At 71.9% G+C, this 25,288-nt stretch carries 27 protein-coding genes; 15 read left to right on the top strand and 12 right to left on the bottom strand.

The genetic code is table 11. The annotated features are described in order from the left end of the window. Window positions 1–169 precede the first annotated feature (169 nt). Window positions 170–430 carry a hypothetical protein gene (locus BM109_RS29085; RefSeq protein ID WP_093350727.1) on the top strand — a complete coding sequence of 87 codons (261 nt, stop codon included), beginning with the start codon at window positions 170–172 and terminating at the stop codon, window positions 428–430. A gap of 19 nt (window positions 431–449) precedes the next feature. Here BM109_RS29085 and rpe read toward each other — a convergent pair whose 3' ends face one another. From rpe to BM109_RS29070, 3 genes are read right to left on the bottom strand one after another with little or no spacing between them, the layout of a single operon-like run. Then, window positions 450–1,139, bottom strand: coding sequence for a ribulose-phosphate 3-epimerase (gene rpe / locus BM109_RS29080; protein ID WP_093350724.1), 690 nt, complete (start codon window positions 1,137–1,139; stop codon window positions 450–452). Window positions 1,140–1,189: 50 nt separating this feature from the next. After that, window positions 1,190–1,624 carry a type II toxin-antitoxin system VapC family toxin gene (locus tag BM109_RS29075; RefSeq protein WP_256222856.1) on the bottom strand — a complete coding sequence of 145 codons (435 nt, stop codon included), beginning with the start codon at window positions 1,622–1,624 and terminating at the stop codon, window positions 1,190–1,192. 14 nt (window positions 1,625–1,638) lie between these two features. Then, window positions 1,639–1,914, bottom strand: a complete 276-nt coding sequence (locus tag BM109_RS29070; protein WP_093350722.1) for a type II toxin-antitoxin system Phd/YefM family antitoxin — start codon at window positions 1,912–1,914, stop codon at window positions 1,639–1,641. Between the two features lie 99 nt (window positions 1,915–2,013). Between BM109_RS29070 and apaG the strand changes: the two genes are divergently transcribed. From apaG to BM109_RS29050, 4 genes are all read left to right on the top strand, one after another. Beyond that, window positions 2,014–2,409, top strand: coding sequence for a Co2+/Mg2+ efflux protein ApaG (gene apaG, locus BM109_RS29065; RefSeq protein ID WP_057593319.1), 396 nt, complete (start codon window positions 2,014–2,016; stop codon window positions 2,407–2,409). Window positions 2,410–2,490: 81 nt separating this feature from the next. After that, the gene (locus BM109_RS29060; protein WP_093350719.1) at window positions 2,491–4,467 is read left to right on the top strand and encodes a site-specific recombinase; all 1,977 of its coding nucleotides are present in this window, start codon (window positions 2,491–2,493) and stop codon (window positions 4,465–4,467) included. Next, the gene (locus tag BM109_RS29055; RefSeq protein WP_093350717.1) at window positions 4,464–5,738 is read left to right on the top strand and encodes a cation:proton antiporter; all 1,275 of its coding nucleotides are present in this window, start codon (window positions 4,464–4,466) and stop codon (window positions 5,736–5,738) included. Before BM109_RS29060 ends, BM109_RS29055 begins: the two co-directional genes overlap by 4 nt. Then, complete coding sequence (locus BM109_RS29050; protein WP_256222844.1) at window positions 5,735–6,955, top strand: YbdK family carboxylate-amine ligase; 1,221 nt, start codon at window positions 5,735–5,737, stop codon at window positions 6,953–6,955. The genes BM109_RS29055 and BM109_RS29050 overlap by 4 nt, the downstream gene beginning before the upstream one ends. Before the next feature lie 8 nt (window positions 6,956–6,963). Here the strand turns inward: BM109_RS29050 and BM109_RS29045 are convergent, their stop codons facing one another. Together BM109_RS29045 and BM109_RS29040 are read right to left on the bottom strand one after the other, a co-directional pair. Then, a complete protein-coding gene (locus tag BM109_RS29045; RefSeq protein ID WP_093350714.1) occupies window positions 6,964–7,191 on the bottom strand; it encodes a hypothetical protein in 228 nt (75 codons plus the stop codon). Continuing rightward, window positions 7,188–8,168, bottom strand: coding sequence for a hypothetical protein (locus tag BM109_RS29040; RefSeq protein WP_093350712.1), 981 nt, complete (start codon window positions 8,166–8,168; stop codon window positions 7,188–7,190). The genes BM109_RS29045 and BM109_RS29040 overlap by 4 nt, the downstream gene beginning before the upstream one ends. A 97-nt stretch (window positions 8,169–8,265) precedes the next feature. Here BM109_RS29040 and thiL point away from each other — a divergent pair, with 97 nt between their 5' ends. Then, entirely contained in the window at window positions 8,266–9,240 is a 975-nt protein-coding gene (gene thiL / locus BM109_RS29035; RefSeq protein WP_093350709.1) for a thiamine-phosphate kinase, read from the top strand. Window positions 9,241–9,253: 13 nt separating this feature from the next. Here thiL and BM109_RS29030 read toward each other — a convergent pair whose 3' ends face one another. After that, window positions 9,254–10,150, bottom strand: coding sequence for a LysR family transcriptional regulator (locus tag BM109_RS29030; RefSeq protein ID WP_093350707.1), 897 nt, complete (start codon window positions 10,148–10,150; stop codon window positions 9,254–9,256). A gap of 100 nt (window positions 10,151–10,250) precedes the next feature. Here BM109_RS29030 and BM109_RS29025 point away from each other — a divergent pair, with 100 nt between their 5' ends. Both BM109_RS29025 and BM109_RS29020 read left to right on the top strand, forming a co-directional pair. Continuing rightward, window positions 10,251–11,264: a Bug family tripartite tricarboxylate transporter substrate binding protein gene (locus BM109_RS29025; RefSeq protein WP_093350704.1), complete on the top strand. Its 1,014-nt coding sequence runs from the start codon at window positions 10,251–10,253 to the stop codon at window positions 11,262–11,264. 11 nt (window positions 11,265–11,275) lie between these two features. Continuing rightward, window positions 11,276–12,982 (top strand): FAD-dependent oxidoreductase, encoded by a 1,707-nt coding sequence (locus BM109_RS29020; protein ID WP_093350701.1) that lies wholly within the window; start codon window positions 11,276–11,278, stop codon window positions 12,980–12,982. A gap of 3 nt (window positions 12,983–12,985) precedes the next feature. Here BM109_RS29020 and BM109_RS29015 read toward each other — a convergent pair whose 3' ends face one another. Further along, window positions 12,986–14,452 (bottom strand): MFS transporter, encoded by a 1,467-nt coding sequence (locus BM109_RS29015; RefSeq protein ID WP_093350699.1) that lies wholly within the window; start codon window positions 14,450–14,452, stop codon window positions 12,986–12,988. Window positions 14,453–14,664: 212 nt separating this feature from the next. On the opposite strand from BM109_RS29015, the gene BM109_RS29010 reads away from it, so the two are divergent. Further along, entirely contained in the window at window positions 14,665–15,210 is a 546-nt protein-coding gene (locus BM109_RS29010) for a phosphatidylglycerophosphatase A family protein (protein ID WP_093350696.1), read from the top strand. Between the two features lie 11 nt (window positions 15,211–15,221). Further along, window positions 15,222–15,752 carry a CinA family protein gene (locus BM109_RS29005; protein ID WP_093350694.1) on the top strand — a complete coding sequence of 177 codons (531 nt, stop codon included), beginning with the start codon at window positions 15,222–15,224 and terminating at the stop codon, window positions 15,750–15,752. Here the strand turns inward: BM109_RS29005 and BM109_RS29000 are convergent, their stop codons facing one another. Continuing rightward, the gene (locus BM109_RS29000; RefSeq protein ID WP_093350691.1) at window positions 15,753–16,937 is read right to left on the bottom strand and encodes an Acg family FMN-binding oxidoreductase; all 1,185 of its coding nucleotides are present in this window, start codon (window positions 16,935–16,937) and stop codon (window positions 15,753–15,755) included. A 78-nt stretch (window positions 16,938–17,015) separates the two neighbouring features. On the opposite strand from BM109_RS29000, the gene BM109_RS28995 reads away from it, so the two are divergent. The 3 genes from BM109_RS28995 to BM109_RS28985 are packed head-to-tail and all read left to right on the top strand — an operon-like array spanning window position 17,016 to window position 18,794. Next, window positions 17,016–17,912, top strand: coding sequence for a LysR family transcriptional regulator (locus tag BM109_RS28995; protein WP_093350689.1), 897 nt, complete (start codon window positions 17,016–17,018; stop codon window positions 17,910–17,912). A 40-nt stretch (window positions 17,913–17,952) separates the two neighbouring features. Further along, complete coding sequence (locus BM109_RS28990) at window positions 17,953–18,450, top strand: nuclear transport factor 2 family protein (protein WP_093350686.1); 498 nt, start codon at window positions 17,953–17,955, stop codon at window positions 18,448–18,450. A 23-nt stretch (window positions 18,451–18,473) separates the two neighbouring features. Next, the gene (locus tag BM109_RS28985; protein ID WP_093350683.1) at window positions 18,474–18,794 is read left to right on the top strand and encodes a GNAT family N-acetyltransferase; all 321 of its coding nucleotides are present in this window, start codon (window positions 18,474–18,476) and stop codon (window positions 18,792–18,794) included. On the opposite strand, the gene BM109_RS28980 is transcribed toward BM109_RS28985, so the two are convergent. Together BM109_RS28980 and BM109_RS28975 are read right to left on the bottom strand one after the other, a co-directional pair. Further along, a complete protein-coding gene (locus BM109_RS28980) occupies window positions 18,791–19,978 on the bottom strand; it encodes an MFS transporter (RefSeq protein WP_093350680.1) in 1,188 nt (395 codons plus the stop codon). The two genes, BM109_RS28985 and BM109_RS28980, sit on opposite strands and share 4 nt — an antisense overlap. 58 nt (window positions 19,979–20,036) lie before the next feature. Next, complete coding sequence (locus BM109_RS28975) at window positions 20,037–20,834, bottom strand: UPF0149 family protein (RefSeq protein ID WP_093350678.1); 798 nt, start codon at window positions 20,832–20,834, stop codon at window positions 20,037–20,039. A 56-nt stretch (window positions 20,835–20,890) separates the two neighbouring features. Between BM109_RS28975 and BM109_RS28970 the strand changes: the two genes are divergently transcribed. Both BM109_RS28970 and BM109_RS28965 read left to right on the top strand, forming a co-directional pair. Next, window positions 20,891–22,606, top strand: coding sequence for an FMN-binding glutamate synthase family protein (locus BM109_RS28970; RefSeq protein WP_093350675.1), 1,716 nt, complete (start codon window positions 20,891–20,893; stop codon window positions 22,604–22,606). Beyond that, complete coding sequence (locus BM109_RS28965; protein WP_093350673.1) at window positions 22,603–23,502, top strand: BUD32 family EKC/KEOPS complex subunit; 900 nt, start codon at window positions 22,603–22,605, stop codon at window positions 23,500–23,502. The genes BM109_RS28970 and BM109_RS28965 overlap by 4 nt, the downstream gene beginning before the upstream one ends. A gap of 11 nt (window positions 23,503–23,513) precedes the next feature. On the opposite strand, the gene BM109_RS28960 is transcribed toward BM109_RS28965, so the two are convergent. After that, window positions 23,514–23,969 carry a PIN domain-containing protein gene (locus BM109_RS28960; RefSeq protein WP_093350670.1) on the bottom strand — a complete coding sequence of 152 codons (456 nt, stop codon included), beginning with the start codon at window positions 23,967–23,969 and terminating at the stop codon, window positions 23,514–23,516. A 7-nt stretch (window positions 23,970–23,976) separates the two neighbouring features. Further along, on the bottom strand, window positions 23,977–25,224 hold the full coding sequence (locus BM109_RS28955; RefSeq protein WP_093350668.1) for a THUMP domain-containing class I SAM-dependent RNA methyltransferase: 1,248 nt from the start codon (window positions 25,222–25,224) through the stop codon (window positions 23,977–23,979). Window positions 25,225–25,288 lie beyond the last annotated feature (64 nt).

Here is a 25,288-nt window from a genome sequence, read left to right as displayed (position 1 = left end):
GCCTCTTGACAGGTGCAAAGATGCTTCGCTTTTCATAGCACCGATCCTCGCGGCCACGGGGCCACGGCCGCGATCGACACGCAGCCTACAGCCGTGCCCTGGGCTGTCCTACCGGCCCTGCGAGGGCCGCCGCGCAAGCTGGTGCCCACCAACGACCGAAGGAGGCCCCATGGCCAAGGACAGCACCCCGACCCGCAAGCCCGCCGATCCGCAGAAGGACGCGGGCGGCGGCAAGACCAAGATCGAACAGGGCGGCGAATCGTCGCCGCGGCTGCCGCACGAACGCGATCAGTCCTCGGACAGCCAGCAGACCCGCGACGGCAAGCCGACCGAGCGTGGCCGCCGCGCGCATGACGATGTGGAGCGCGGCCTGGTCGACACCGACCAGGGGCTGCGCGCCGACAATGTCGGCGAGCAGGCCAGGCGCTGATTCGAAGGCCTGCTGCCGCTCAGGCGGCGGCCACGCCCGCGAGCTGCGTGCGCATCTGCGCGATCACGGCGCCGTAGTCCTTGGCGTTGAAGATCGCGCTGCCGGCCACGAAGGTGTCGGCGCCGGCCGAGGCCACGCGCGCGATGTTGTCGGCCTTGATGCCGCCGTCGACCTCGAGGCGGATGTCGCGCCCGCTCTGCTCGATGCGCTTGCGCGCCTGCTCGATCTTGCGCAGCGCCGAGTCGATGAAGCTCTGGCCGCCGAAGCCGGGGTTGACGCTCATGATCAGGATCAGGTCGATGTCGTCGATCACCCAGTCGAGCACCTCGAGCCCGCGCGCCGGGTTGAACACCAGCCCCGGCTTGCAGCCGGCCGCGCGGATCGCCTGGATGCTGCGGTGCACGTGCGGCGTGGCGTCGGGATGGAAGCTGATGTAGTCGGCCCCGGCCTGCGCGAACGAGGCCGCGAGCGCGTCGACCGGCTGCACCATCAGGTGCACGTCGATCGGCACCGGCGTGCCGTCGGCCGTCTTGGCATGCGGCTTGAGCGCCTGGCAGATCATCGGACCGAAGGTCAGGTTCGGCACGTAGTGGTTGTCCATCACGTCGAAATGGATCCAGTCCGCGCCCGCGGCGATCACGTCCGAGAGCTCTTGGCCGAGCTGGGCGAAGTCGGCGGAAAGGATAGAGGGGGCGATGCGGAAGGTCATGGGCGGCGATTGTCGCAGCCGGCCAAAGGCGCAGCGGAGCTCCCGGACTTCTACGCCTGCCAGGGATCGACGAGCGCCACGCCGGTGCCGGCATAGCCGCCCGCGTCGCGCGAGACCACCGCGAGGCCGTGCTGCGCGGCGGTGGCGGCGATGATCAGGTCGGGCTGCGAGAAGGTGCGCCCGGCCTTGCGGCCCTGCTCGACCATCAGCCGCCACTTGAACATCACGTCCTCGCTGACCGGCAGCACGCGGTAGCCGAACATCGGCCGCAGTTGCAGCTGCAGCCAGTCGTTGAGCTGGGCGCGCTTGTGGATGTCGGCCACCAGCTCGATGCCGAAGCGGATCTCCGCGAAGGTGACGGTGCTGACGAACAGGCTTTCGAGCGGCTGCGCGCCGACGAAGGCGACCACCCGGGGCTCGGGGCGCGGGCGCCGCAGCTCGGACAGCACGTTGGTGTCGAGCAGGAAGCCGTTCATCGCGCTCATGGCGCTCACGGCATTCACAGCTCGACGCTGCGCACCGACGAAGCTTCGGAAGCGCAGACCGACAGCTCGATGTCCCGATGCGGCGAGGCCTGCAGCACGTCGACCAGGGCCTGGCCCGTGCGCGCGCCCTGCAGGCGCTGGAAGTCCTCGGCCGCGATCACCACGACCTCGTCGCGCCCGTGGACCGTGACGTGCTGCGGCCCCTCGCTGTGGACGCGGCGCACCAGTTCGCTGAAGCGCGCCTTGGCGTCCTGCAGCGGCCAATGGCCTGGAAGTGAAATTCTGGTCATACCGACCAGATTATCTGATCTTCCCCAATCCTGCAAGAAAGCCGGCCCGGTACCGGGAAGCTCTCCCCGCGCCAAAACCCAGCAGTTACCATCGCGCGCATGTCACACAGCCCCCTTTCCATCGAGGTCGAGCCGCGCTACCTCGCCGACCAGTCCTCGCCGAAGGAAGGCATCTACACCTTCGCCTACACCATCACGATCACCAACACCGGCTCGACCGGTGCCCAGGTGATCGCGCGGCACTGGCTGATCAACGACGCCTCGGGGCATGCGCAGGAGGTCAAGGGCCTGGGCGTGATCGGCCAGCAGCCGCTGCTGGCGCCGGGCGAGAGCTTCCGCTACACCAGCGGCTGCCGGCTGCAGGCCGCCAGCGGCACCATGCACGGCAGCTACCTCGTGGTGACCGAGGACGGCGAGCGCTTCGACGTGCCGATCCCGATGTTCGTGCTCGAGGCCGACATCGGCGGCGCGCCGGTCTCGCGCGTGCTGCACTAGCCTTTCCCGCTCGGGCACCCGCACGGAATTTCTCCCGCTGCGGCATCGCCCTTCTCTTCTCCCTTTCGATTCCCTCCTCCCATGGCTGCCGCTTCGCGCGACCTGCAGGGGCTGCTCGCCGGCCTCGATCCTTCCGCCGACGTGGCTCGGCGCCACATCTGGCTCATCGACCTGTTCGACTGGCTGCGCGGCGACCGTGCCTCGCCGCAGGCGGCCATGGGCCGCGTGCAGCTGCTGCTCGACGCCATCGAGGCGCGACCCGAGCTGCGCGAGCGCGTGCGCGCCTGGTGGCGTGCCTTCACGCGCGACGTCGACCTGTCGACGCTCTTGGCCGACTACGGCTTCGCGCCGCGCACCGCCTTCCTCAGCGAATTCAACGAGCGGCTGCGCCGCAAGATCCTGCCGGGCACGCCCGAGACCACCGATGCCTCGGAGCTGTTCCGCATGGTGCTGCCGGGCGACTTCGATGCGCGCTGGATCGCGCTGCTCGAAGCGCCGCAGCTGGTGCGCATCGGCGCGCTGCTGGCCGATGAAACGGCCGACGACGGCGCCACCGTGCCGCGCTGGCGCGCCACGCTGATGGATGCCATCACCTACTGCGCGAGCCAGCTGGTGGCCGCGGGCTTCTCGTCCGAACTGCGGCTGCGCATGCGCAGCACCGAGGAGAGCCGGCCCTTCCATGCGCTGATGGCCGAGCTCGACGAACTGCGCGAGCGGCTGTTCGACGACCGCCCGCGCGACGAGGCCGCGGTGCAGGCGGCCTTCGTCGCGTTCCGCGACCGGCTCGATGCCTGCCGCGCGAGCGCCGCCTCGGTCTACGCGCACCTGGAAGACAACGGCATCTCGGTCGGCCTGGTGTTCCGCGTGCGGCAGATGCGCGAGCGGGTGCTGCGCATCCGCGAGCTGCTCGACGGCCTGATGTCGCCCACGCCCGCGGTCAGCATCGCGCGGCTGGTCGGCCGGCTGGTGCAGGCCGGCAGCGAGCGCAACAGCATCCGCGCGCTGATCGCCTCGAACTCGTCGATGCTCGCCGCCAAAGTCACCGAGCGCAGCGCCGAGACCGGCGAGCACTACATCACGCGCGACCGCGCGAGCTACCGGCAGATGGTGCGCAAGGCCGCGGGCGGCGGCGCGCTGACCTCGCTCACGGTGCTCGCGAAGTTCGGCATCTACGCGCTGGGCCTGTCGGCCTTCTGGAGCGGCCTGGGCTCGGGCGTGATGTACGCCGCCAGCTTCGTCGCGATCCAGCTGCTGCACCTCACGCTCGCCACCAAGCAGCCGGCCATGACGGCGCCGGCGCTGGCCGCGCGGCTGCGCGAGATCCGCGCCGACAGCGGCCTCGACGAATTCGTCGACGAGGTCGCCAACCTGGTGCGCTCGCAGGTGGCGGCGGTGCTGGGCAACGTGCTGGTGGTGGTGCCGGCGGTGGCCGCGCTCGCCATCGCCTGGCGGCTCGCGCTGCACCAGCCGCTGCTCGATGCCGCGCATGCGGCCGCCGTGCTGCAGTCGCTGTCGCTCGCGGGCCCCACGGCGCTGTTCGCGGCCTTCACCGGCGTGCTGCTGTTCGCCTCCAGCCTGATCGCGGGCTGGGCAGAAAACGCCTTTGTCCTGCATCGGCTGGACTCCGCCATGCGGTACAACCCCCGCATCGGCGCCGTCCTGGGCGCCGCCCGGGCCCGTCGATGGGCCGACTTCATGCGCACCCACATCTCCGGTTTCGCCGCCAACATTTCGCTGGGCCTGATGCTCGGACTGCTGCCAGCGGTCGCGGGCTTCTTCGGGCTCGGCCTCGACGTGCGGCACGTGACGCTGTCGGCCGGCCAGATCGGCGCGGCCGTGGTGTCGCTCGGCCTGCCGGTGCTGCAGCAGCCGCTGCTGTGGTGGGCGGTGGCGGCGATCCCGGTGATCGGTGCGCTCAATGTGAGCGTGAGCTTCTATTTCGCATTCCGCCTGGCGCTGCGCGCGCACAGCGTGAGCCTCGCCGACCGCGCCCGCATCCGCGGCGCGCTGCGGGCGCGCTGGCGCAGCCGGCCCATGAGCTTCTTCCTACCCGCATGAATCTGACGAGTCTCACCGCCGACCTGATGGGCTTCTGGTCCGAATGGGCCCGCCCGTCGGCCGGCCTTCCCACCGTGCTGTGGTCGCTGCTGCTGGCCGCGGCCGCGGCCTCCGGCCACCTGGTGCGCCGCTACATGGGCATGCCCAAGGTGGTCGGCTATTCGATCGTGGGCACCATCGTCGGCTTCGCCGGCTTCGAGGGCGCGATCTGGCCGCTGCGCGGCATCAGCCTGTTCCTGCTCGAGCTCGGCGTGGCCGTGGTGCTGTTCGAGGCCGGCGGCCGGCTGCCGCTGCGCTGGTTCCGCCACAACCCGATGGTGCTGGTGCAGAGCCTGCTCGAAGCCACGCTGACCTACTTCGGCGTGTTCTGGGTGCTGCGCCTGCTGGGCCTGCCCGACCCGGTGGCCAACCCGCTCGCGCTGATGGCGATCGTCGCCTCGCCCGCGGTGCTGAGCCGCGTGATCATCGACACCCGCGCCGCCGGCCCGGTGACCGAGCGCGCGATGACGCTGGCCACGCTCAACACCTTCTACGCGCTCGCGCTCGGCTATGCGCAGGCCGGCCTGATCGAGCGCGCGCCGCAGACCGTGCTGCAGAAGCTCTATCCGATCGCGGTGGTGCTGGGCCTGTCCTTCGTGGTCGGCGCGCTGATGGCGCTGGCGCTGCGCACCGCGCTGCGCGTGATGAGCCCGACCAGCGAGAACACCTCGCTGCTGCTGCTGGCGCTGATCGCGGCCGGCGCCGCCGTCACCGCGCACATCGGCGGCTCCGCGCCGCTGGCCGCGCTGATCGGCGGCGTGCTGCTCAAGACCTTGAACCCCAAGCCCTGGGCCTGGCAGCGCCAGCTCGGCACCGCGTCCTCGCTGCTCACCATGCTGATGTTCGTGCTGGTGTCGATCGTCGCGGCGCAGGCCGACTGGACACTGCCCGTGGCCAGCGTGGTGCTGGCGCTGATCGCCGTGCGCATGGTCGCCAAGATCGCCGGCGTGGCGATCGCCAACCCCGGCAGCGGCGCGAGCTGGAAGCAGGCCTTCTGGGTCGGCTGCGCGATGTCGCCGCTGTCCTCGATCGCGCTCCTGATCGCCTCCAATTTCGCCACCGCCTCGCCGCTGCTCGGCACCATGATCACCCAGGTCGCGCTGCCCTCGATCCTGCTGATGGAACTGCTGGGCGCAGTGCTCGCCACGGTCGCGATCCATGCGGTCGGCGAGAGCTCGGTGCCCTGGGCGCCCGAGGCCTTCAGCAGCACCGCCGAGGACACGCAGCGATGAGCAGCAATACGACCACTCCCCCGAGCCCCGCGATCGACCCGGACAGCGACGACGTGCGCTCGGCCCCGCTGCCGGCCGATCCCGCGAGCCGCGCCGTCAAGCTCGAGCCCTTCAACAAGTCGGAGGCGCTGTCGCTCGGCGTCGAGCTTGAGCTGCAGCTCGTGAACACGCACGACTACGACCTCGCGCCGTATGCGGAAGACATGCTGCGGCTGATGGCGCAGACGCCGCTGCCCGGCAGCGTGGTGCCCGAGATGACCTCGAGCATGATCGAGATCTCGACCGGCATCTGCCATTCGGCACAGGACGTGATCGCGCAGCTCACGCCGATCCGCGACGCGCTGATCAAGAACGCCGACAAGCTCAACATCGCGGTGGTCGGCGGCGGCACGCATGCGTTCCAGCAATGGCACGAGCGGCGCATCTACGACAAGCCGCGCTTTCGCGAGCTGTCGGAGCTCTACGGCTACCTGAGCAAGCAGTTCACCATCTTCGGCCAGCACGTGCACATCGGCTGCCCCGATGCCGACTCGGCGCTCCTGATGTTGCACCGCATGTCGCGCTACATCCCGCACTTCATCGCGCTGTCGGCCTCCTCGCCCTTCGTGCAGGGGCAGGACACGCAGTTCGACTCGGCGCGGCTGAACTCGGTGTTCGCGTTCCCGCTCTCGGGCCGCGCGCCCTTCACCACGAGCTGGAAGGAATTCGAGGCCTACTTCGAGCGCATGACCCGCACCGGCGTCGTGCGCAGCATGAAGGACTTCTACTGGGACATCCGGCCCAAGCCCGAGTTCGGCACCATCGAGATCCGCGTCTTCGACACCCCGCTGACCGTGGCGCGCGCCGCCGCGCTCGCGGGCTACGTGCAGTCGCTGGCCGCCTGGTTCCTGCAGGAGCAGCCCTTCGAGCCCAGCGAGGACGACTACCTGGTCTACACCTACAACCGCTTCCAGGCCTGCCGCTTCGGCCTCGACGCGGTCTACGTCGACCCGGCCAGTGGCCAGCACATGCCGCTGCGCGACCACATCCTGATGACCATGACCCAGCTCGAATGGCACAGCGAGGCGCTCAACGCCACGCAGGCGCTGGGCGAGCTGCGCACCAGCGTCGAGACCAACCGCAACGACGCGCGCTGGCTGCGCGAGCGCCAGGGGCGCGAGCGGCTGCTGGCCGAGGTGGTGCGGCAGGCGTCGCTGCGCTTTCGCGGGGCGACGTAGCGGACGCCTCAGCGCGGCACGTAGCCCTTCTCGAGCACCGTGCCGTCCTCGGCATCGATCACGAAGCGCGCGCGCGCGCCGAAGGCGACGGCATTGCTCTCGATCTCCCAGCGCGCGGACTGCTTCGAGAAGAACCAGGGCTTGCGCAGCCGCGCCTGCACCGGCTCCACGAAGGCCCAGCCCTGCTGCAGCGCGATGCGGCGCGCGACGCCGATGGCGGTGGCTTCGTCGATCATCGCGCGGGCGCGGGCTGTAGCCGCGGCGAGGACGGTTGGGCCGGGGCCTGCGCGGGCAGTGGCGGCAGCGCCTGCGGCATGCGGGGATGCGTGGGCATCGGCCCGTCGCTCACGCCGACCCAGAACAGGGTGCCGCCCAGCGAGATGGTGCCGATGGCCATGCCCTCTGCGCGCATCTGCGACACCGTGACGTAGCCGAACTGGATCGGGAAACGGTAGGCGCCGAGCGCCTGCGACAGGCCGTGCACCCGCAGCTGGCCATAGCCCTCGGCCATCGCCTCCTCGAGGTAGCGCAGCAGCGAGGACTTCGAATAGGCGTTCCAGCGGAACTGCGCGCGCAGCTGCCGCAGCGGGCCGGTGCGCGGCGAGAAGTAGCGGTGCACGAGCTCGTGGAACAGCGTGACCTTCTGCTCGCTGAGGCTCTGGGCGCGCGAGACCGCGATCTCGCCGTACATGGTGGTGCCGCCGAGTTCGCCGCCGGGCAGCGAGCGCGGCCGGCTCAGCGACAGCCCGTTGCCGGCCGGCGGCGGCGTGCCCACGTCGGGCAGCGGTTCGACGCGCGGCATGCCGCGCTGGACCACGGGCTTGGCGGCGCCGCGCAGCAGCATCGCCTGGATCGCGGAGATCCCCAGCAGCATCACGGCCTTCGCGAAGTGGCCGGCCGCCTCGTCGAGGTCGGCGCTGGTGCGGCCGTTGACGGCCTTGGTGGTGAATTCCGACAGCTCGCCCGCGCCCGAGAACACCGACATGCCGAGCGCCGCGAAGCCGACCACCAGCAGGATGATGTCGACCACCTCGCCCACGCCGAAGAAATGCGAGCCGGCCCACACCACCAGCGTGCCGGCGACGATCGCCAGCGCCTCGGGCTGCAGCATCGCCTCGACCGTGCCGCGCGCCTCGCCGGGCAGCAGCGGGAGCGAGCGGCGCATGGCTTCGCCGACGCGTTCGGTCGCGGACAGGGTCAGGGTATCGGGCATTCGGCGGATCTCCTCGGACAGTCCGCCAATCTAATGCATCGCGGCGGCGCCGCGTGTCGGCCATCGGCGCATGCCTTTCCCCGCTTATGCTCGGCGCATGGGTGAATTCGACCTGATCCAGCGCTACTTCCAGCGCCCCGCCATACGCTCGCCGCTGGGCGTGGGCGACGACTGCGCGCTGCTCGCGCCCGCGCCGGGCATGCAGCTCGCGGTCTCCTCGGACATGCTGGTCGAGGGCCGGCACTTCCTCTCGACCGTCGATCCGGCGCGGCTCGGCCACAAGGCGCTGGCGGTCAACCTCAGCGATCTCGCGGCCTGCGGCGCGAAGCCGCTGGCCTTCACGCTCGCGCTGGCGCTGCCGGGCGTCGACGAGGGCTGGCTCGAGGGCTTCTCGCGCGGCCTGTTCGCGCTGGCCGACGAGCACGGCTGCGAGCTGGTGGGCGGCGACACCACGCGCGGCCCGCTCAACATCTGCATCACCGTGTTCGGCGAAGTGCCGGCCGGCGCGGCGCTGCTGCGCTCGGGCGCGCGCGCGGGCGACGAGCTGTGGACCAGCGGCACGCTCGGCGATGCGCGGCTGGCGCTCGAGAACTTCCGCGGCACGCTGTCGCTGCCGGGCCCGCTGTTCGAGCGCACGCGCGCCCGCATGGAGCAGCCCGCGCCGCGCGTGGCGCTGGGCCAGGCGTTGCGCGGCATCGCGAGCGCGGCGGCCGACGTGAGCGACGGCCTCGCGGGCGACCTCGGCCACATCCTGCGCGCGAGCCGCGTGGGCGCGACGCTCGACGTCGACGCGGCGATGCACTGCATCGCGGCCGTGGCCGACGGCTCGGCGGCCGCCGCGGGCCTGGAACGCGACACGCTGCGCGCGATGGCGATCTCGGGCGGCGACGACTACGAGCTGGTGTTCACCGCGCCGGCCTCGGCGCGCGCGGCGGTCGAACAGGCCGGCCGCGACAGCGCGACGCCGGTCACGCGCATCGGGCGCATCGATGCCGAGAGCGGCCTGCGCTTCGTCGATGCCGCGGGCGCGCCGGTGGCGCAGCGCTTCGGCTCCTTCGATCACTTCGCCTGAACGCCAGTCCTCCTCACAGCGTGCGCTTGAGCACGTCGAGGAACTGGCGCGCCGCCTCCGACAGCGTGTGGCCGCGCTTGGTGACCACCGAGATGTCGCGCGAGACGCGCGGCGCGCTCAGCAGCTTGATGACCAGCGCGGGATCGCCCGCCGCGCGCGCGAAGGCCGAGGGCATGATCGACGGCCCCATGCCGCAGGCGGTCATCCACAGCGCGGTCGAGAGAAAGGACACCTCGTGCGCGACCTCGAGCGCCACGCCCGCATCGCTGGCGGTGCCGTCGATCAACGGGCGCACGCCATAGCCGGGCCGCACCGTGATCACCGGATGGCGGCCGAGGTCGGTCCAGCGCACCACGCGCGCCTGCGCCAGCGGATGGTCGCTGCGGCACACCAGCGCGAGATGGTCGCGCAAGAGGCGCTGCGTCTCGACCTCGGCGCCGGGCCGCTCGGGCGTGCCGATGCCGAAGTCCACGTGCTCGCCGAGGATGCGCGCGATGAACTGGTCGGGCGCGCAGTCGCTGACCACCACGCGCACCTTGGGATGCTGCTGCTGGAACAGTCCGATCGCCTCGGGCAGCAGGAAGGAGGCCAGGGTCGGCGTGATCGCGATCGAGACGCGGCCGCGCTCGAGCGTGGCGAGGTCGCGGAAGCCGGCCGCGAGCGCATCGACGTCGCGCAGGATGCGTTCGGCCGCGGGCAGCATCTCCTGCGCGGCGGCCGTCGGCTTGAGCGAGCGCGTGGTGCGGTCGAACAGCCGCGTGCCCAATCCGTCCTCGAGCTGGCGCAGCAGCATGCTCACGGCCGACTGCGTGACGAACAGCCGCTGCGCCGCGGCGCTGAGCTGCCGCAACTGGTAGACGGCGAGGAAGGCGCGCAGCTGGCGGATCGTAGGACTGAAGTTCGCTTTCATCAGGAAACATGATATTTGGTTCTGAATTTCTTGATTTACGAATGAATCCGCCCATCGTTCAATCGGACGCAGAACAGACATGAACATTCAAGGAGTACCGATGACCGCAACGATCGCCCGCGGCGCGACGCAACCGCTGCGCAGGCAATTGCTGCTGGCCGCGGCCGCCGCGCTGTCCGGCGGACCCACCTTCGCGCAGGCGCCCGCCGCGGGCGCCTTTCCCGACAAGCCGATCCGCGTGGTCGTGACCTTCCCGCCCGGCGGCAGCGCCGACGCGGTGGTGCGCATGCTGGTGCCGCGGCTCAACGAGAAGCTGGGCCAGCCGGTGGTGGTCGACAACCGGCCCGGCGCGGGCGGCAACGTCGGGCTCACGCTGGTGGCCAAGGCACCGGGTGACGGCTACACGCTGGGCGTGGGCGCGGCGGGCGCGCTCGCGGCCAACGCGAGCCTCTATGCGCAGATGCCCTTCGATCCGCTGAAGGACTTCAAGCCCGTGGGCATGCTGGCCGCGATCCCGTTCGTGATCGTGGGCCATCCCTCGATCGCGGCGCGCAACCAGCGCGAGCTGATCGCGCTCGCGAAGACGCAGCCCGGCGGGCTGTCGATCGGCCATGGCGGCAACGGCACGGCGATGCACCTGTCGGCCGCGCTGTTCGCGCAGATGGCCGAGGTCAAGCTGGTCGAGGTGCCCTACCGCGGCTCGGGTCCGGCCGCGCTCGACGCGCTCGCGGGACAGGTGCCGCTCGCGGTGGTCGACCTGCCCTCGGCGCTGCAGCAGATCAAGGCCGGTAAGCTGCTCGCCTTCGCCGTCACCAGCCCCGCGCGGCTGCCGATGCTGCCCGAGGTGCCGACGGTGGCCGAGGCCGGCCTGCCCGGCTACGACTCGACCGGCTGGTTCGGCGTGGTGGCGCCCGCGGCCACGCCGGCGCCGGTGGTCGCGCGGCTCAATGCCGAGATCAACGCGGCGCTCGGCGACGAACAGATCAAGGCCGCGATGCGCAACCTCGGCGTGGAACCCGCGCCGGGGTCGAGCGAGGCCTTCGATGCCTACATCCGCGCGGAGACCCGCAAGTGGGCGCAGGTGATCCGCACCGCCAACATCAAGCTCGAATAGACCCCGTGCGCATGAAGAACGACCTCGATCTCCAGGCCGACGTGCTGATCGTCGGCGCCGGCCCGGTGGGCCTCTCGCTCGCGATGGACCTGGCCTCGCGCGGCGTCAGCACGATCGTCTGCGAGACGCGCGGCTTCGCCGAGCCGCCGAACGTGAAATGCAACCACGTGGCGTCGCGCACCATGGAGCAGTTCCGCCGCCTGGGCGTGGCGCAGAAGCTGCGCGACGCGGGCCTGCCGGCCGACCATCCGAACGACGTGGTGTTCCGCACCAGCGTGACCGGCATCGAGCTCGCGCGCATCCCGATCCCCTGCCGGCGCGACCGCTACACCGAGACCGAGGGCCCCGATGCCTGGTGGCCCACGCCCGAGCCGCCGCATCGCATCAACCAGATCTACCTCGAGCCGATCCTGCTGCGCCACACGGCCGCGCTGCCGGGCGTGACCCTGCTCAACCGCACGCAGGTCGGCGGCTTCACGCAGGACGCCGAGGGCGTGACGGCGATCGCCACCGACCTCGACAGCGGCGTGACGCGCAGCCTGCGCGGGCGCTACATGGTGGGCTGCGACGGCGGCAGCTCGGCGGTGCGCAAGCAGATGGGCGCGAAGCTCGAGGGCACGGCGGTGATCCAGCGCGTGCAGTCGACCTGCATCCGCGCGCCCGGCCTGCGCGCGCTGATCCCGGGCAAGCCCGCGTGGTCGTACTACGCGATGAACCCGCGCCGCTGCGGCACCATGTTCGCCATCGACGGCCACGAGACCTGGCTGGTGCACAACCACCTCAACGCCGAGGAGCCCGAGTTCGATTCGGTCGACCGCGACCGCTCGCTGCGCGAGATCCTCGGCGTCGGTCCCGACTTCGAGTACGAGATCCTCAGCAAGGAGGACTGGGTGGGCCGCCGCCTGGTGGCCGACCGCTTCCGCAACGACCGCGTGTTCCTCGCGGGCGACGCCGCCCACCTGTGGGTGCCCTACGCGGGCTACGGCATGAACGCCGGCATCGCCGATGCGCTCAACCTCTCGTGGCTGCTCGCGGCCTGCGTGCAGGGCTGGGCCGACGAGGGCATCCTCGACGCCTACGAGGCCGAGCGGCTGCCGATCACCGAGCAGGTCTCGCAGTTCGCGATGGACCATGCACAGAAGATGATCCGCGCGCGCCGCGCGGTGCCACCGAACATCGAGGCGCCGGGCCCCGAGGGCGATGCGCTGCGCGCCGACATCGGGCAGGAGGCCTACGAGCTCAACGTGCAGCAGTTCTGCTGCGCGGGCCTGAACTTCGGCTACTTCTACACCGGCTCGCCGATCATCGTGCCCGATGGCGAGCACGTGCCGCCGGTCTATTCGATGGGCGCCTTCACGGCCTCGACCGTGCCGGGCTGCCGCGCGCCGCACTTCTGGCTGGCCGACGGCCGCTCGCTGTACGACGCCTTCGGCCCGGGCTACACGCTGCTGCGCTTCGACCGCAGCGCCGACGTGCGCGCGCTGGAACGCGCGGCCGACACCTACCGCATGCCGCTCACGGTGCTCGACATCGATGCCGCCGTGGTGCCGCCGGCCTACGCGCACCGGCTGGTGCTGTGCCGCGCCGACCAGCACGTGGCCTGGCGCGGCGCCTACATCCCGGCCGACGTGTACGAGCTGGTGGCGCGGCTGCGCGGCGAGCCGCAGCGCGAGCGCGCGACCAAGCGCGCGCTGCCGTGGGAAGGGGTGCTGGCCTAGCGTCTAGGCCTCGCGCGTGGCCGACACCACGCGCCGCGCCAGCAGCACCACCAGCGCCGGCGCGATCGCGAAGCTCGCGAACAGCCACACGGCCGCCGAGCGCGCGCCCTCGACGCCGCCCGGCTGCGTGAGCCCGGCCGCGTTCGCCACCAGCCCGGCGACCGCGGCGCCGACCGCCATGCCGTAGAGCTGCACCGTGGTGATCGAGGCCGAGGCCAGGCCTTCCTCGCCGGCCGGCGCGCGCGACATCACGCGCGTCAGCAGGTGCGGCCAGCCGATGCCCACGCCAAGCCCCACGGCCGCCAGCGCGAGCGCGACGGCCAGCGTCTCGAGCCCGGCGGGCAGATGCCCCGGCGCGGGCAGCAGCACGGCCAGCGCCGCCAGGCCCAGTGTGCAGACCACCGGGCCGGCGCGCAGCATGCGGTCGGCACCGGCGCCGCTGCGCCCCGACGAGAGCAGCGAGCCCACGCTCCAGCCGCCGGCCATCGCGGCCGTGAGGTAGCCGGCCGCGAGCGGCGTGTGGCCGTGCAGCAGCTGCAGGAAATAGGGCACGAAGATCTCGGTGGTGGTGCCGATCAGCAGCAGCGCCACGCTGGCGTAGATCGCGCCCAGCGGCGCGGCGATCGAGTAGGCGCCCGTGGGCAGCAGCCGCACGGCCGAAGCGCGGTCGACGCGCGTGGCGGCGATGCCGAGCGCCAGCCCCAGCGCGACGCCCGCGGCCTGCACCGGCAACGAGGCGCCGAACTCGCTGGCCGCGATCACCAGCACCGAGGCCAGCAGCAGCGCGATCTGCGGCAGCGCGATGCGCGGCGCGGTGGCGGGGCGCTCGTGGCGCACGCCGGCCGCGGGGCGCAGCTGCAGCGTCACCAGCAGCGCCTGCGCGGCCGCCACCGGCAGCAGGGTCCAGAAGGCCCAGCGCCAGTGGCCGCCCTGCGCGAACAGCCCGCCCACCGCCGGCCCGCACAGCGTGGCCACGCCCCACATGCCCGACACCAGCGCCACCGCGCGCGGCCACAGCCGCGGCGCGAACACCAGCTGGATCAGGCCGTAGCTCAGCGCCGCCAGCAGCCCGCCGCCCAGGCCCTGCACCGTGCGGCCGGCCAGCATCCACGGCATGGCCGGCGCGAGCGCGCAGCCGATGGAGCCGGCGCTGAAAACCGCCAGCGCCGCGAGGCAGGCGCCGCGCGGGCCCAGCACCGCGAGCAGGCGCACCGACAGCGCCGCGCCGAGGATCGAGCCGAGCACGAACAGCGTGGTGCTCCAGGCGTACCAGTCGAGCCCGCCGATCTCGCGCACCACCGAGGGCAGCACGGTGGTGACGATGTGGACGTTGACCGCATGCAGCGCGACGCCGCCGGTCAGCGCGAGCGCGCGCCAGCCGTTGCGGCCGCTGAAGAGTTCGCCCCAGCCGGCGGTGGCCGGCGGATCGGCGCGGGAACGGTCGAGGGCGGGAGAGGAGGAAGAGGCCATGGTGGAAGCGTCGGCCCGATGGCGCAGCGCCCGGGCCCGGATCTGAAGGTGCCCGGATACTAGGCCGCCACCTCGAATTAAACAAGCAATGGCTTTGATAAATAAAATCGAAGACGGCGAGCCGCGCGCCCCGCCGGCACCCGCTGCGGCAAGATGCGCGACACTCCCGGCTGATGCACGCCGCCGTTCCCGTCTCCGATCCCGCCCGTCCGATGCCCACTTCCGGCGCCATACCCCTACCCTCCATCCGCCGCCCGAGCGCGCGCTTCCTGTTCTCGCATCCGGCGCACTTCGTCGGGCTGGGCCTGGGTTCCGGCCTGTCGCGCTTCGCGCCCGGCACCGTGGGCACGCTGTGGGCCTGGGCTGCGTTCTCGGTGATGCAGCACTGGCTGTCGCCGGCCGCGATCGGCTGGATCATCGGGGTCTCGCTGCCGCTGGGCTGGTGGGCATGCACGCTGACGGCGCGCGACATGAACCTGGCCGACCCCGGCGCGGTGGTGTGGGACGAGGTGGTCGCGTTCTGGATCGTGCTGTGGCTGGTGACGCCGGCCGGCCTGTGGGCGCAGATCGTCGCCTTCGCCCTGTTCCGCTTCTTCGATGCCGCCAAGCCGGGCCCCGTGGCCTGGGCCGACGGCCTGTTCAAGCAGCGCGATGCCGCGCAGGTGCGCTGGTGGCACGCCGGCTTCGGCATCATGCTCGACGACCTGGTGGCGGCCTTCTGCTCGCTGCTGGTGATCGCGCTCTGGCGCGCCTGGTGAGACCCCGACCCATGGAATCCTCCTTCCCGCCCCCTTCATCGCAGGACCTCGACACGCCCGAGCTGGTGGAGGCCCTGGCCGCCCTGCTGCTGAAGAAGGGCTGGCTGCTGGCCACCGCCGAGAGCTGCACCGGCGGCCTGATCGGCGCCGCCTGCACCGAGCTCGCGGGCTCCAGCGCCTGGTTCGAGCGCGGCTTCGTGACCTACTCCAACGCGGCCAAGACCGAGCTGCTGGGCGTGGACGCCGCGCTGGTCGAGGCGCACGGCGCGGTCAGCGAGCCAGTGGCGCGCGCGATGGCGCAGGGCGCGATCGCGCATTCGGCGCCGGCGCGCGTCGCGGTGGCGGTCACCGGCATCGCCGGCCCCACCGGCGGCACGCCCGACAAGCCGGTCGGCACCGTGTGGTTCGGCTGGTCGGTCGACGGCCAGGTGCGCACCGAGCGGCGCCGCTTCGACGGCGACCGCGCCACGGTGCGCGCGGCCACGGTGCGGCATGCGCTGCACACGCTGGTGCAGCTGCTCGAAGCCCCGAACGCGGCCTGATCAGGCCAGCGCGAACTCGCCCAGCGGCCGGCGCGGCGCGGGCGGCACCAGCGCCATCGGATAGCCGATCCGGCACAGCAGCTGCAGCGTGCGGCTGCGCGCGTCGCGCGGCGGCGGCAGGCCCAGCAGCATCTCGTGCGCCGCCGCGTGGTGCGCAGCCATCTCCGCGAACTCCTCGAGCGGCTGGCTCATCGGGTGCATGCCCAGCCCGAGGTCGGTGGCGCGCAGCTGCTGGCGCAGGTAGGCGCGGCCGGCGTTGAGCTGGTCGGTGCGGCTGTTGCCCGCGGTGCTGATCCAGGTGAAACCCATGGCCGTGCTGGCCTGGTCGGCATACAGCGCCAGCGTGCGCTCGAAGGCGCGGCTGCCCTCGCGCGCCGGCACCTCGCGGTCGAAGCGGCCCAGCGCCACGGCCACGCGCAGCGCGGGATCGTTGAGCGAGAAACCGTCGCGGTGCGCGAGGATCTCCTCGGGCCCCACGCGCAGCAGCCGCAGGTTCTCGCGCGCGGTATTGGGCGTGGTGATCTCCACCCGTGCCGCGGCCAGGCAGACGCGGCGCAGCGGCAGCACGCGCGCCATCTCGACCGTGCCGTCGGCGCGCAGCGAGCCGCCGTTGGGCACCGCCGCGGTCACGCCCTGCAGCAGCTCGGCCGAGACCGGGCGCGCGGTGTCGAAGCGCTGCTTCGGCGTGCGCCGGCGCAGCACCTGGGAGAACAGCGGATCGGGCGTGCCGCCGCCCGCGAGCCGCAGCCGCGCCACCGGCAGGTGGCCCCACTGCCGCGGGTCGGCGGGCAGTTCGCCCTGCGGCCACAGCTGCACGCTGGCCGCCACGCCCTGCTGGGCCAGCGCCATCACCAGCAGCTCGAGGAAGGCGCCCTGGCCGATCACCACCTGGCGGCCGAAGGGGTCGGTCTCGGGCAGCAGGCGCTCGCGGTCGCAGTACAGGACGATCGCATCGGGCTCGCGCAGGTCGACGCGCCAGGGCTGGCGGTTGTAGGCCGAGGGCGCGGTCACCGCATAGGCGAGCGCGCGCCGGCGCACGTCGGGCTCGTCGCCCGGACCGTTCCAGATCTCGAGGGCCGCGGCCGGCATGTCGTCGTGCAGCCACCAGGTGGCCAGTGCCGCGGCGCCCGCGGCCAACACCACACCGCCTCCCAGCAGCCGGACAAAGTTTCTTCGCTCGTCCATGCCGGGGATTATCGGAAGTCAAGATTGACTTCACAATTAGACAACCATTGACAACAGATATTCAGAATTGAATACCCCATGCGGCGCGGCACCGACCTCGATTTCGACTGGCGACTGATCCGCTCCTTCCTCGCAGCGCTCGACAGCGGCAGCCTGCTGGCCGCTTCGCGCCTGCTCAACGCGAGCCAGCCGACGCTGGGGCGGCACATCGCCGAACTCGAGTCGCAGCTCGGCGTGGTGCTGTTCGAGCGCACCGGCCAGGGCCTGCTTCCCACCGCCATGGCCACGCAGCTGGCCGAGTCGGCGCGCGTCATGGAGAACGGCGCACTGGCGCTGTCGCGCGGCGTGGCCGGCGCCAATGCCGCCACCTCGGGCACGGTGCGGCTGTCGGCCAGCCAGGCGGCGGCGCGCCACCTGCTGCCGGCGATCCTGGCGCGCATGCGGCTGGAGCTGCCCGAGATCCAGATCGAGCTGGTGGCCAGCAACGAGGTCAGCAATCTGCTGCGGCGCGAGGCCGACATCGCGCTGCGCATGACCCGGCCCGAGACCGCGAGCCTGGTGGCGCGGCGCGTGGGCCGCTTCGCGCTCGGCGCCTTCGCGCAGCGCGACTACCTGCGCCGGCGCGGCACGCCGCGCCACTGGACCGACCTGCTGCGACACGACCTGCTGGGCTACGACCGCGACGAGAGCATCCTACGCAGCTCGGCCGAGCTCGGCGCGCCGCTGCAGCGCGAGGACTTCTGCTTCCGCACCGACGACGTCAGCGTCTACTGGGAGGCGCTGCGCCACGGCATGGGCATCGGCTTCGTGGCCGAATCGCTGGCGCGCAGCGACCCCGAGGTGGTGCGCGTGCTGCCCTCGCTCAAGCTGCCCGCGCTGCCGGTGTGGCTGGCGGTGCACCGCGAGGTCCGCACCGACCGGCGCATCCGCGCGGTCTATGATTTCCTGGTGCGCACCCTTCCGGCCGCGCTCTGACCCGCTCCACAACCACCGCGCTCCCGGCGCCCGAGGCCCCATGACAGCCACCACCAACGCGCAGACCATCGAACGCTTCTACGGCGCGTTCGCCCAGCTCGACGCCGCCACCATGGAAGCCTGCTACGCACCCGACGCGGTGTTCGACGACGAGGCCTTCTCGCTGCGCGGGCGGCGCGAGGTCGGCGGCATGTGGCGCATGCTGTGCGAGGCCACGAAGGCCAAGGGCGCCGACGTCTGGCGCCTGCGCCATCGCGACGTGCGCGCCGACGAACGCGGCGGCAGCGCCCATTGGGACGCCCACTACCGCTTCAGCGCCACCGGCCGCCTGGTCGACAACAGCATCGACGCGCGCTTCGGCTTCACGCCCGAGGGCCTGATCGCCACCCACCGCGACAGCTTCCCGTTCTGGACCTGGTCGCGCCAGGCGCTGGGCACGCCGGGGCTGCTGCTGGGCTGGTCGCCGATGCTGCGCAACAAGGTGCGCGCCACCGCCGCCGCCAACCTCGCCAGGTACCTCGCGAGCCGGCCCGCCTGAACACGACCATTGCAAGGACAACCATGAGCACCGACGACAACGCCCCGATCCTTTCGAACAACGAGGCCGAGCACCGCTACGAGGCCCGCATCGGCGGCGAGCTCGCCGCGCTGGCCGAATACAACCTGCTGACCGACGCGATCATGTTCACCCACACCGAGGTGATGCCCGCGCACGAGGGCAAGGGCCTGGGCTCGAAGATCGCGAAGCACGTGCTCGACGAGGCCCGCGCGCGCAACCTGCACGTGATCCCGGTGTGCCAGTTCATCGCGGGCTACATCCGCAAGCACCGCGAGTACGCCGACCTGGTGCGGCCGGACATCCAGCGCGCGTTCAAGATCTAGGAACGCGGCTTCGCGGTCGGCGCCGGCAGCCAGGCGAAGGCCGCGATGCCCGCCAGCAGCAGCACGGCGATGGTCACCAGCACGGCCGTGAGCGGATCGCCGCCGTGCGCGGCCGCCACCGAGGCGGCGACACCCGTGCCCCACTGCATCAGCGCCACGCCCATGAACATCGCCATGGTGAAGACCGCCATCGCGCGGCCCGTGAGCGCCGCCGGGTAGGCGCCGCGCACGTCGGCGTACTGCCAGACGATGAAGCCCGAGAGCAGGCCGATCAGCAGCATGCCCGCGATGTCGAGCCAGGCCGAGTGCACGAAGGCGATCAGCGCGAACAGGCCGGTGTAGGCCAGCGCCCAGAGCACGATGCGGCGGCGCCGCGCGGCGGGATCGGTGCTGTCGAGCCGGCCGAACAGCGGCGCGCCGACCAGCGAGATCACCGACACCGCGAGCGCGACGTTGCCGCTCTGCACCAGCGAGAAGCCGTGCCGCTCGATCATCAGCGGCCCGAGCCAGAGCCCGCGCAGCGAGATGAAGGCGGCGTAGGTCACGCCGCCCAGCACCACGATGCCCAGCGTATGGCGCAGCATCAGCAACGCGCCGAACTGGCGGATCGCCTCGGGCACCGACTCGCGCCGTGCCGGCACGGCCGCCGCGGGCTCGCGCACCCAGTGCCAGATCGCGAGCCAGGCCAGCGCGGCCGCCAGCGCCAGCAGCACGAAGCCGGCGCGCCAGGAATGCGCCTGCACCAGCCAGGCCAGCGGCGTGCCCGTGACCAGCATGCCCAGACCGCCGATCGCCAGCACCAGGCCCGAGACGGTGGCGAAGCGCTCGGCCGGGAAGTGGCGCGCGATGAAGACGGTGCAGACCAGGAAGGCCGGCGCGCAGCCCACGCCGATCAGCGCCTGGGCCAGCACCAGCACCAGGTAGTTCGAGGACAGGGCCGACAGCAGCGCGCCCGCGATCGCAACCGGGAAGGCCACCAGCACGGTGCGCCGCACGCCGTGCAGGTCGATGCCGATGCCCATGAACAGCTGCATCGCGCCGAAGGCGAAATGGAAGGCGCCCGAGAAGATGCCCAGCGCCTGCGGCGACAGGCCGAACTCGGCCTGCAGCGGGCTGGCCATGATGGCGCCGACGGTGCGGAAGGCCTGGCTCAGCGCCACGCCCGCGCACAGCGCGAGCACCATGGCCCAGGCCGCGCGCGCGCTCAGCGCCGCGGCCGGTGGTGAAGCGGTACTGGCGCCCTCAGCCGGCACCGTGGCACTTCTTGTACTTCTTGCCGCTGCCGCAGGGGCAGGGGTCGTTGCGGCCCGGCGTGGCCTCCTTGCGGACGGTCTCGACCTTGGGGCCCAGGCTCTTCCAGAGCTGGCGCAGGTCGTACACGGCCCAGATGGCGGCGCCGAAGTCGTCCAGCCGCTGCTGGCTCACGCTGGGCGGGCCGTTCTCGTCGTACATCGAGAGCACCGGCTTGGCCTTGTCGTCCTCGGTCAGCACGACGATGTTCTCGAGCGCGTCGTCGAGCATCTGGGCCGCCTCCTTGTCGCGCGGCGGGGTCCAGTCCTCGGGCCAGTTCTCGACCGCGTACATGAAGCCCAGCGCCCAGACCTGGGCGAACGAGGGCAGCGCCTCGCCCTCCATCTCGGCGCGCTCCTCGGGCGGCAGCGCGGCGACGGCGCCGCGGGTGTCGAGCACCTCGGGCTGCCAGCTGCGCTCGTCCTCGAGCGTCTCGACGTCGGCATCGAGGCCGACCTCGATCTCGCGCCAGCGGCGCTTCCAGTGCCAGACGAATTCCATCTGCTGGGCCGGCACGAAGCCGTCGCCCAGTAGCACGGGCCAGTACTCCGCGGGCTCGATGACGCGACGGGTACAAACCAGCGCTGCCAGGAAGCCCTCGCAGAACTCCCATTGGGGAATTTCCTCGTCGTGCTCGCGCATCGCGTCGAGCGCCCGGTCGAGGGCGTCGAAGTCGTCGGGACCGAGGGGTTGCAGGTCGGGGGTGGGGGCCGGATTCGTGCCGGCGGAGTCGGGTGGGGTGGTCGTCATGGCAAGTTCGAAGCAGCCCTCTATGATGCAGCAGGCTCCGGCAGCCCCTCACAACCATGCCCACGATCACTCCGTTTCCGGTCCGCTACACCGCCTTCGCCCTGTGCGTGGCCGGTTTCGCGGCCAGCCTGGCCTTCGTCCTGGCCTCCCCCCATCTCTGGTTCGCCTGGCTCGCGCTGGTGGTGTTCGCGGTGCTCGCGGGCACCGGCGTGCACGACCTGCGGCAGACCCGGCACGCGATCCTGCGCAACTACCCGGTGATCGGGCACCTGCGTTTCCTGCTGGAATTCATCCGGCCCGAGATCCGCCAGTACTTCATCGAGAGCGACGCCGAGGCCGCGCCCTTCTCGCGCGCCCAGCGCTCGCTGGTCTACCAGCGCGCCAAGGGCGAGCCCGACAACCGTCCCTTCGGCACCCAGCTCAACGTGACCATCGCGGGCTACGAGTGGATCAACCACTCGATGCAGCCAACGAAACTCGCCAACCACGACTTCCGCATCGTGATCGGCGGCACGCCGCAGCCGGCCGATGCCAACCCGGCCCAGGTCTGCACGCAGCCGTACAGCGCCAGCGTGTTCAACATTTCCGCCATGAGCTTCGGCGCGCTCTCGGCCAACGCCATCCTCGCCCTCAACCAGGGCGCCAAGAGCGGCGGCTTCGCGCACGACACCGGCGAGGGCTCGATCTCGCAGCACCACCGGGTGCACGGCGGCGACCTGATCTGGGAGATCGGCTCGGGCTACTTCGGCTGCCGCAACGAGGACGGCACCTTCAGCGAGGAACGCTTCATCGCCAATGCGCGCGACCCGCAGGTGAAGATGATCGAGATCAAGCTGAGCCAGGGCGCCAAGCCCGGCCACGGCGGCGTGCTGCCGGCACCCAAGGTCACGCCCGAGATCGCGGCCGCGCGCGGTGTGCCGATCGGCGTGGACTGCATCTCGCCCTCCTCGCACAGCGCCTTCTCCACCCCCACCGAGATGATGCATTTCGTGGCCCGGCTGCGCGAGCTCTCGGGCGGCAAGCCCACGGGCTTCAAGTTCTGCCTCGGCCATCCCTGGGAATGGTTCGGCATCGTCAAGGCGATGCAGGCCACCGGCATCACGCCCGACTTCATCGTGGTCGACGGCGCCGAGGGCGGCACCGGCGCGGCGCCGGTCGAGTTCAGCGACCACGTGGGCGCGCCGCTGCAGGAAGGCCTGCTGCTGGTGCACAACACGCTGCTGGGCGTGAACCTGCGCCACCGCATCAAGCTGGGCTGCGCCGGCAAGGTCATCACCGCCTTCGACCTGGCGCGCATGATGGCGCTGGGCGCCGACTGGTGCAACGCGGGGCGCGGCTTCATGATGGCGCTGGGCTGCATCCAGGCGCAGAGCTGCCACACCGGCCACTGCCCGACCGGCGTGACCACGCAGGACCCGGTGCGCCAGCAGGCGCTGGTGGTGCCGACCAAGGCCGAGCGCGTGCGCAACTTCCACCGCAGCACGCTGCATGCGCTGCAGGAGCTGGTGCAGGCCGCCGGCCTCGACCATCCGCAGCAGATCACCGCCCACCACATCGTGCGCCGCATCTCCGACACCGAGGTGCGCCTGCTGAGCAACCTGGTGATGCAGGTGCAGCCGGGCGCGCTGCTGGGCCCGCTCGACGAGCAGCACAACGTGTTCCGCACCTACTGGCCGCTGGCCAGTGCCGACAGTTTCCAACCCCTGACACAGGGAATGCAGGGCATGCAGAGCGCTCCCGCCGCATCCCAGGGGCTCGCGCTGGCCGCATGAATCCGCTGCGACGTGGCGGCGCCGGCGCGCGCCTTTCGATGCGCAAGGGCGTGGCCTCGGGCCCGGCCCCGCTGGATGCGATCCCCTCCCCGCCCGCGCCGGGCGACTACGCGGCCTTCCTGCGCACCACCCTGCCGCGCCAGGCCAAGAACGTGGCCAGCCACCGCTTCGGCGACGAGCGCGTGTGGCTCAAGAAGGCCGGCCCGCGCCACGGCAAGTGGGGCTACCGGGTGATGGCTGCGGTGGCGCGCATGGCGCGGCTGGACATCATCAAGCCGGTGCCCAACCCCGGCGGCGAGGCCGCCATCGCGACCGAGGCGCGCCGGTTGCGCCAGCTGGCCGCGGCCGGCCTGCGCGTGCCCCGGGTGCTGGCCGAGCAGGCCGATGGCCTGCTGATCTCCGACCTGGGCGCCAGCGGCCGCGGCACCGTGGTGCTGCAGGAGCGGCTCGACCAGGCCGCCACCGCCGGCCCGGCCGCGCTGCTCGCGGTCTGGCGCGAAGGGCTGGCGGCGATCGCCACCGTGCATGCGCACGGCCAGCACCTGAGCCAGGCCTTCGACCGCAACCTGGTGCAGTGCCCCGACGGCGTGATCGGCTACATCGACTTCGAGGACGACCCTTCCGAGGTGATGACGCTGGCCGAATGCCAGGCGCGCGACTGGCTCAGCTACCTGCATTCCACGGCCATGATGCTCGAGGCCGCCGCGCCCGACGCCGCCGGCCAGCACTGGCATGCGGCGCTGGCCGACGTGAACGCCGACGTGCGCGAGCGCATCGCGAACGCGGCGCGGCGCATGAAGTGGGCGCAGAAGCTGCCCGCGAGCCGGCGCTGGGGCCGCGACACGCAGCGCGTGCGCGCCGTGGCACGGTTGCTCGGGCGCTGGCACGGCGCCTGAGCGCCGGCCGGCTACGGCAGCGGCTCGAAGGCCGCCTGCACCGCCACCCCGAGCGTGCCCAGCCGCTTGCGCATCGAGAGCACCGCCTTGTCCTTGCTGAGCAGCCGCGCGCGGTGCGCCACCGCGAGGTCGACGAACATCTGGTCGTCGGGGTCGCTGCAGACGTAGGGCGCGCGCTTCGGCACGCCCTCCACCAGCCGCGCGCGGGCATCGAAGTCGGCCAGCACGGCCGGCAGCTCGAGCGCGCGCTGCGCCATGCGGCGCGCGATCAGCGGATAGCGCAACACGCGCGCGAGCTCGCCGCGCATCGGCTCGGTGGCGACCCAGCGCAGTTCGCCGGCCGCGAGCACGGCGGCCAGCGGGGCCCAGGCCGGGTCCTCGAACACCAGCAGGTCGAGCGCGATGTTGGTGTCGATGACGATCGACGGCGGCGCGGGCAGCGCCGGGCTGTCTGCGGACACGCGCATGAAGCCGCTAGCCCCGCGCCGAACCCGCGACCATGTCGAAGCGGAACAGCCGGCACTCGATCGGGCCGTTCCACATCGGCACGCGGCGCGATTCCTTCAGCCGCATGCGCTTGGGCAGCTTGAGGTCGGGCGTGAGCACCCAGGCGGTCCAGCCCGGGTAGTTCTTCTTCCAGTGGCTCGCGAGCTGCGGGAAGAATTCGCCGCCGTCGCCTTCCCCATCGCCCTCGGCCGGCGCCGCCACCTGCGCGGTCTCGCGCGCGCCGCTGCGCGCCACGCCGCCGATGCCGATGCGCTCGCCGTAGGGCGGGTTCAGCACGATCAGGCCGGCCTCGGCGGGCGGCATGCGCTGCAGCGCGTCGCCGCCGCGGAACTCGACCGCCTGGTCCACGCCCGCGCGCTCGGCGTTGCGCTGCGCGAAATCGACCATGCGGTGCGAGACGTCGGAACCGAAGATGCGCGGCGCGGCGCCCGCTTCGGCCGCCGGCGGCTCGGAGGCGGCGCGCACCGCGGCCCACACGTGGGGCTGGAACGGCAGCAGCTTCTCGAAGCCGAAGCGGCGCAACCAGCCGGCCGGGATGCCGAGCGCGATCTGGGCCGCCTCGATGGCGATGGTGCCGCTGCCGCAGCAGGGGTCGTACAACGGCTTGTCGGCGACCTCGCCGGTCTCGGGGTTCCACCAGCCGCTGGCGGCCAGCATGGCGGCGGCCAGGGTTTCCTTCAGCGGCGCGTCGCCCTTGTCCTGGCGCCAGCCTCGCTTGAACAGCGGCTCGCCCGAGGTGTCGATGTAGAGGGTGCAGGTGTCGGTGGTCAGGTGCGCGAACACGCGGCAGTCGGGCCACTGGGTCTCGATGCTGGGGCGCACGCCGCCGGCGCGGGCGCGGAAGCGGTCGGCGATCGCGTCCTTGATGCGCAGGGTGGCGAAGTTCAGGCTCTGCAGCGGGCTGTGCTGGGCCGTGGTCTCGATCTTGAAGGTCTGCTTGGGCGTGAACCAGATCTCCCAGGCCACGCCGCTGGCCAGCCCGTAGAGGTCGTTCTCGTTGCGGTACAGGCCCTGGGCCAGCTCGACCAGCACGCGCTGCGCGAGGCGGCAGTGCAGGTTGAGCTGCAGCACCTCGCGCCAGTCGGCGCGCACCCGCACGCCGCCGCGCAGCATCAGCAGGTCGTCGCCGGCACGGCCGGTGAGCGCATGCACCTCCTGCGCGAGAAACTCCTCGACGCCGGCGGCGCAAGGCAGGAAAAGGGAGAGATCATTCACGGAAGTTCGCTTGGTCGACGGCCGGCTACGGGATTGCCATTGTCGCTGTGTCGCCCTGCTTGCC

Origin of the sequence: Variovorax sp. PDC80 (genome assembly GCF_900115375.1) — a bacterium.
In the GTDB taxonomy this organism is placed as follows: domain Bacteria; phylum Pseudomonadota; class Gammaproteobacteria; order Burkholderiales; family Burkholderiaceae_C; genus Variovorax.
Note: the sequence above shows the minus strand (reverse complement) of the source record. Positions and strands in the feature narration are given on the sequence as shown.